The sequence below is a fragment of the Bacillus sp. AG4(2022) genome, from assembly GCF_031844465.1.
Taxonomy (GTDB): domain Bacteria; phylum Bacillota; class Bacilli; order Bacillales; family Cytobacillaceae; genus Bacillus_AB; species Bacillus_AB infantis.
Genome location: NZ_JAUZVH010000012.1, coordinates 66529 through 73450, shown reverse-complemented (window position 1 = coordinate 73450; position 6922 = coordinate 66529). Strand labels below are relative to the sequence as shown.

General features: G+C 36.2%; 4 protein-coding genes. 3 read left to right on the top strand and 1 reads right to left on the bottom strand.

The genetic code is table 11. The features are described 5' to 3' along the window. From Q9R36_RS24370 to Q9R36_RS24360, 3 genes are all read left to right on the top strand, one after another. The coding region (locus tag Q9R36_RS24370) for a Tn3 family transposase (RefSeq protein WP_311226058.1) at positions 1–2758 on the top strand (2758 nt) is incomplete at its 5' end. Between the two features lie 284 nt (positions 2759–3042). Further along, positions 3043–4452 carry an MATE family efflux transporter gene (locus Q9R36_RS24365; protein ID WP_396137137.1) on the top strand — a complete coding sequence of 470 codons (1410 nt, stop codon included), beginning with the start codon at positions 3043–3045 and terminating at the stop codon, positions 4450–4452. 1025 nt (positions 4453–5477) lie between these two features. Next, positions 5478–5867: a hypothetical protein gene (locus Q9R36_RS24360; protein ID WP_311226056.1), complete on the top strand. Its 390-nt coding sequence runs from the start codon at positions 5478–5480 to the stop codon at positions 5865–5867. A 109-nt stretch (positions 5868–5976) separates the two neighbouring features. On the opposite strand, the gene Q9R36_RS24355 is transcribed toward Q9R36_RS24360, so the two are convergent. Further along, the gene (locus tag Q9R36_RS24355; protein ID WP_311226055.1) at positions 5977–6894 is read right to left on the bottom strand and encodes a hypothetical protein; all 918 of its coding nucleotides are present in this window, start codon (positions 6892–6894) and stop codon (positions 5977–5979) included. Positions 6895–6922: the final 28 nt, after the last annotated feature.

The following is a 6922-nucleotide window of genomic DNA, read 5'->3' as shown; positions in this document are numbered from 1 at the left end:
TATCAAAAGCATCCCAGATTCGGTCATACAATATATATCGAAACAGATTGGTGCTAGTCCATCCTCGCTTGGTCATTATCCTCAAAGGGAAAATACACTTTGGGATCATTTGAAAGAAATTCGAAGTGAATACGACTTTGTAACTTTTACCCTGAGTGAATATCGAATGACATTTAAGTACCTTCATCAATTAGCTTTGGAAAATGGTGATCCCATTCATCTACTGCATGAATGCATAGATTTTCTAAGAAAAAACAAAATTATACTGCCTGCTATCACTACACTTGAAAGAATGGTGTGGGAAGCAAGGGCGATGGCTGAAAAGAAGCTATTTAATACAGTTAGTAAATCTCTTACAAATGAGCAAAAAGAAAAGCTTGAAGAGATTATTACTTCGCAGCATCCATCTGAATCTAATAAAACGATATTGGGTTGGTTAAAGGAACCACCGGGTCATCCTTCACCCGAAACATTTCTAAAAGTAATAGAACGACTCGAATATATACGAGGAATGGAATTGGAAACGGTACAAATTAGTCATTTGCACCGCAACCGCCTGTTGCAGCTGTCTCGCTTAGGTTCAAGATACGAGCCGTATGCATTCCGTGACTTTCAAGAAAATAAACGTTATTCGATATTAACCGTCTATTTATTACAACTTACTCAGGAGCTAACGGATAAAGCGTTTGAAATTCATGATAGGCAAATACTTAGTTTGTTATCAAAAGGTCGTAAGGCTCAAGAGGAAATCCAGAAACAAAATGGTAAAAAGCTAAATGAGAAAGTTATACACTTTACGAACATCGGACAAGCATTAATTAAAGCAAAAGAGGAAAAATTAGATGTTTTTAAGGTTTTAGAATCGGTTATTGAATGGAATACCTTTGTCTCTTCAGTAGAAGAGGCTCAGGAGCTTGCACGTCCTGCCGACTATGATTATTTGGACTTACTGCAAAAACGGTTTTATTCACTAAGAAAATATACGCCAACGCTATTAAGAGTATTGGAATTTCATTCTACAAAAGCAAATGAGCCACTTTTACAGGCTGTTGAGATTATCCGAGGAATGAACGAATCCGGAAAGCGAAAAGTGCCTGACGACTCACCTGTGGATTTTATTTCAAAACGATGGAAAAAGCATTTATACGAGGATGATGGTACAACAATTAATCGTCATTACTATGAAATGGCTGTTTTAACAGAACTTCGGGAGCATGTTCGGGCAGGAGATGTTTCCATTGTGGGCAGCAGACAATATAGGGATTTTGAGGAATATTTGTTTTCGGAAGATACATGGAATCAATCGAAGGGGAATACGAGATTATCAGTTAGTTTATCATTTGAAGATTATATAACAGAGAGAACTAGAAGCCTTAATGAAAGGTTAAAGTGGTTAGCTGCCAATTTCAACAAGCTAGATGGAGTTTCTCTTGAAAAAGGAAAACTGTCACTTGCACGCTTAGAAAAAGATGTTCCAGAAGAAGCAAAAAAATTTAGCGCAAGCCTCTATCAGATACTACCAAGAATAAAATTAACTGATTTACTCATGGATGTGGCTCATATAACAGGATTTCATGAGCAATTCACTCATGCTTCCAATAATCGAAAACCAGATAAGGAAGAAACAATCATTATCATGGCTGCCCTTTTAGGAATGGGTATGAATATTGGCTTGAGCAAGATGGCCGAGGCCACACCCGGACTTACATATAAGCAACTAGCCAATGTATCTCAATGGCGTATGTATGAAGATGCAATGAATAAAGCCCAAGCCATATTAGTAAATTTCCATCATAAATTACAGTTGTCCTCCAATTGGGGCGACGGTACAACATCCTCGTCAGATGGTATGAGAATGCAGCTAGGTGTTTCATCACTTCATGCAGATGCAAACCCACATTACGGGACTGGAAAAGGAGCCACCATCTACCGTTTTACTAGTGATCAATTCTCTTCTTACTACACAAAGATTATTCATACAAATTCAAGGGATGCGATTCATGTTTTGGATGGATTGTTGCACCATGAGACGGATCTAAATATAGAAGAGCATTATACAGACACGGCCGGTTACACAGACCAAATATTCGGACTGACTCATTTATTAGGATTTAAATTTGCTCCTAGAATAAGAGATTTATCAGACTCAAAATTATTTACAATAGATAAAGCAAGTGAATATCCAAAATTAGAAGCCATTTTACGTGGACAAATAAATACAAAGGTCATTAAAGAAAATTATGAGGATGTTTTGCGATTAGCTCATTCTATAAGAGAGGGAACAGTTTCAGCATCCCTTATTATGGGGAAACTAGGTTCCTATTCAAGACAAAACAGCTTGGCTTCGGCCTTACGTGAGATGGGCCGAATAGAAAAAACGATCTTTATTTTGAATTATATATCGGATGAATCATTAAGAAGAAAAATACAAAGAGGATTGAATAAAGGAGAAGCCATGAATGGATTAGCAAGAGCTATTTTCTTCGGAAAACAAGGTGAGCTTAGGGAACGGACTATACAACATCAATTGCAAAGGGCCAGTGCCTTAAACATAATCATTAATGCCATCAGTATATGGAATACCTTACACCTAACAAAAGCAGTTGAATATCAAAAACAGGCTAGTAGTTTTAATGAAGAATTATTGCACCATATGTCGCCTCTAGGTTGGGAACATATTAATTTGCTAGGAGAATACCATTTTAATTCCGAGAAAATGGTCTCGTTAGATTCTTTAAGACCATTGAAATTTTCTTAACGTTGTTAAAAATGGGGGAATCGTCTCGAAAATGTGCTTAGCGTTGTAAATCCGCATTTTCCTGACGCTACCCCTTATATGACTTCATTTCCAGAGTCGGTTATTTATAAAATTTGGGGGCAATTTAAACATAAAGGGGAATTGCATACCGTCCCCTTTGTCGTGGAAGTTCCAAATAAATCCCTATAAAAGCACACTTTCCGTGTGCTTTTATTCTATGAAATTGATCAAACCCTAGGATAGGAGATGTGATCTTGAAACAACGAATTGAACCGAGCAAAGTAATGGCAGCCGAAACCAACAAAGCCAGGTTAAAGTTGATTATCATTCTTGCTATTCCTGCCGTTATTGAAAATTTCTTTCAAACCATTCTTGGGTTTGTTGATACTTATTTTGTTTCAAAAATTAGCCTGGCTGCTGTATCTGCAGTTGGTGTGACTAATGCCATTCTTGCCATTTACTTTGCCTTATTTATGGCAATTGGCATAGCGGCAAATGTACGGATTGCAAACTTTATGGGAGCAGGTTTTCCCGAAAAAGCGCGTCATATCTCCCAGCAATCGATCGTCCTTTCCATCGTTTTTGGCTTGATTACAGGACTCTTAACCTTAATATTTGCCGAACCGCTATTAAGATTGATGGGGATTGAAGAGGAAGTTTTAGAGCTTGGGGCTTTATATTTTAGAATTGTCGGGATTCCGTCTGTATTCATGTCACTTATGTTTGCAATGAGTGCAATCTTAAGAGGAGCCGGTAATACTAGATCCCCGATGATTGTTAGTGTTGTGATCAATATCGTAAACGGAGTTCTTGACTATATTTTGATTTTTGGGTTTTTGTTCATACCAGAAATGGGCATCGTAGGTGCCGCCATCGCTACAGTCTTTTCCAGAATTGTTGGTAGTCTGTTCCTTGTCTATTATATCAATCGCGAAAAAGTGCTTAAGTTTCGTAAAGACTATTGGAAGCCTGATATGACCCATTTGAAAGAACTCTCTACACTGGGCGCTCCGGCAGCCGGCGAAAGATTATTAATGCGTGCAGGTCAGATCGTTTACTTTGGGTTTATTGTGGCTCTGGGAACCAAATCTTTCGCAGCCCATCAGATAGCAGGTAATATTGAGGTGTTTTCTTACATGATTGGTTATGGTTTTGCAACAGCGGCAACCATTCTAGTCGGGCAACAGGTCGGAGCCGGAAGATATGAAGAAGCTAAAACATATGCAAAACTGTCTACATATTTTGCTTTCATATCAATGACCATTCTCGGTATCCTTTTGTTTTTCCTTGGGGAATGGACAGGCAGATTATTCACAGAAGAACAGGCGGTCATTTCAGATATTGATACCGCGCTCAAAATTTCAGGTGTGTTTCAGCCCCTGCTGGCGATCCTCTTAGTCATGACTGGAGCTTTCCAAGGGGCAAATAACACAAAGTTCCCCATGTATATTACAGCCATTGGCATGTGGGGGGTCCGAACCGTATTGGTCTATGTGCTCGCTATCATGCTCGACTGGGGCTTGGCAGGTGTGTGGATTGCCATTGGCATTGACATTGGACTGAGAGCCATTGTCTTGTTGATTCAGTTCAAAAGGGATAAGTGGATGGTACTTGAAAAGGCACCCAAACCTCGGGATAACTATGACCCACAGACTGTAAGGGAGGATATGTCAGGCTGTTCAAATCATTATTAATTAAAGATGTACAAATTTACAGCTGTCTTGAACCATTTCTCCTTAGGACACTTTTACTGAACTGATCAGTAAGCACATATTTGTCCAATCTTTGGTAAACATAAGAATAACATGATAAAGGAGAATGTCCATGTTCCAGAATTACCAAGGAAAACTTTTGACTATTATGTAGATAGGTGTTGGGTTAGCGCTACTTCCTGCCATCTAATAATAGTTTCTGTTGAATCTAACAAACGAATTTAGAAAATATCACAGAGCTAGGCGTGTGCCCTGGCTTTCTCTATTCGTGTACTTCATGTCTTATAAATCTTACCAATTTTCTCTTGTTGCACTCTCCTCCTTCAATAAAAGAAGTTTCCCCTTTCATGGAATAAAAAAGCCCCCTATTTTTTCGGGTAATCATAAACACCGGCACTTGTTAACTTAATAACAATAGGTACTATCAATAATTGTTGCCAGTTGATGTTTGTTCAAATACCTTCCAATGCCCGTTCATAACCAAGAATGATAGTTCATAACTATAAAATTTTCGTTACATCGCCATCTTTAGCCTGAATAAAATAAGTATCTGAACCGCGGTAGTCCAACTCAATAACTTCAAGCCCTTGAAAGGTTTTATCTTGTGAAATAAATTGTTGAAGAGCCTTTTCTTCATTTAACTCGTTATACAGGTCCAAGAATAGATATTATAAGCATCAGAAACAAGACCCTCCTAGCAGCAACAGTTTCTTTCGCATTTTAAATTCCCCCCTTAATAAGGACATTCCTTCTTCAACTAAACTGCCCTTTAGTTTAAGTACTCCAAATTTATATATCAAATACATATCCAAAACCTTTGAGTTATGGAACTTTGGCTTCTATTATCCCAATAATCCTATGTTTACCATGACATTTTTTAAAAAGTTCAAACATAAAATTGTTTATTTTTTTACGATATTTAATTAGATAAATCGCCAATAAGAATTTCTTACAAGGTATATTTTGTCCCAATGCTATATATCCTAAATAAAAAAGGAGTGAATTATATGAAAAAAGTTATTCCCATGCTGACAATAATCTTATTACTTGGCATTTCTCCCTTATCTTTTGAAGCATTAGCAAGCAACAAAGATGAATTGAATGAATTCTTAAAAACGATTCATTCAAGTAATTATCAAGAATTTAAAAATGCCACAGGAAACATCAGAACATCAATTAAATATCAGGATCTAAAGCAATTGCTAAAAGAGGAAGGGATTTTGAATTCTATTTCTGAAAGCACTTACAGGAATCCTAATATAAACCCAGAAACTAATATATACTTCTATGCTAGTTGGAAGGAATTAGACAAACAATTTCTTTTTAAGTATGCAATCTATGATTCAAAATCCAAAAAGATATTAGTAAGCGGCAGCCATACTAAAACCAAAAAGTAAAACACTCCACATAGAAAGCACAGTAACTTCTTGCTTTCTATGTGGAGCATTTTTAAGTTCAATTCAATCGGAAGAAGTTTTTCAAAGGTAGCTGAAAAACGACTTCTCTTTATTTAACTAAAGAAATAATATTTATAAATTCTACTTTTTGTTGAATAAGTTCATTTTTATCGAGTGTGAATGGATTATCGACTACCCCGATGATAATATTATTATTTATTTCTTCACCTGAATACGGTAAAGAAAGCAAGTCCAATTTAAATTTCCCATTATCCTTCGCCTTTATAAATGGACGATCCAATTTAATTGCTTGTTCTCCCAGTATTGAAAATAAAGCATACTTATTATCCTGTAGACTCTCAAAATTCAGTTGGATTTCCCCTACAAAGCTTTGAGGAATCCTTGATAATGAAAATTCCTTTCCTTGTTCATCAATCTGTGTAACAAAAGGAGCAGTAATCACTTCGGAAGAGTTAGTTTTTAAATAAGGATTCACTGTTGAAAACCCTATTTTATTTATATTTTTATCCTCGCCGTTTAATATAACTGCTCTTCTAGCTAAATAAACATTCCCAGAGGAAATATATTGTTCTTTATCCAATATGTTATTAGGATCTCTAACACAAATAACTAATAAATCATTAGCCCCTTCTGGTATATTCAAATCAAAAGTAATTTCTTTACTTTCATGCTTATCTAGGCTTATATCGATATTGCTAACTTGCTGATTATTATATTTTACATTTTTCTGCATATAATCTAGAAATGTAAATATCCTATATGTGTAAGGCTTGTTGAAATTATTACTTACAGAAACTGTAGGGGAGAACGTTGATTGGCCACCTTTTAGTTTATAAATAATTTGATTTTCATCAGTAGATGTTTCATCCACTAAGCTCAAACCAAACCCGTAGCTCTTATCCTCTACTACATCTGTTTCTACATTCCGAGGAGTAACTATTGAGATTAAAAAAATAACTAAAAAGACACTGATAATGACGGAAAATTTTATAACTTTATTGTTCATACTGTTAATCATCTCCTAAAAAAAAGGA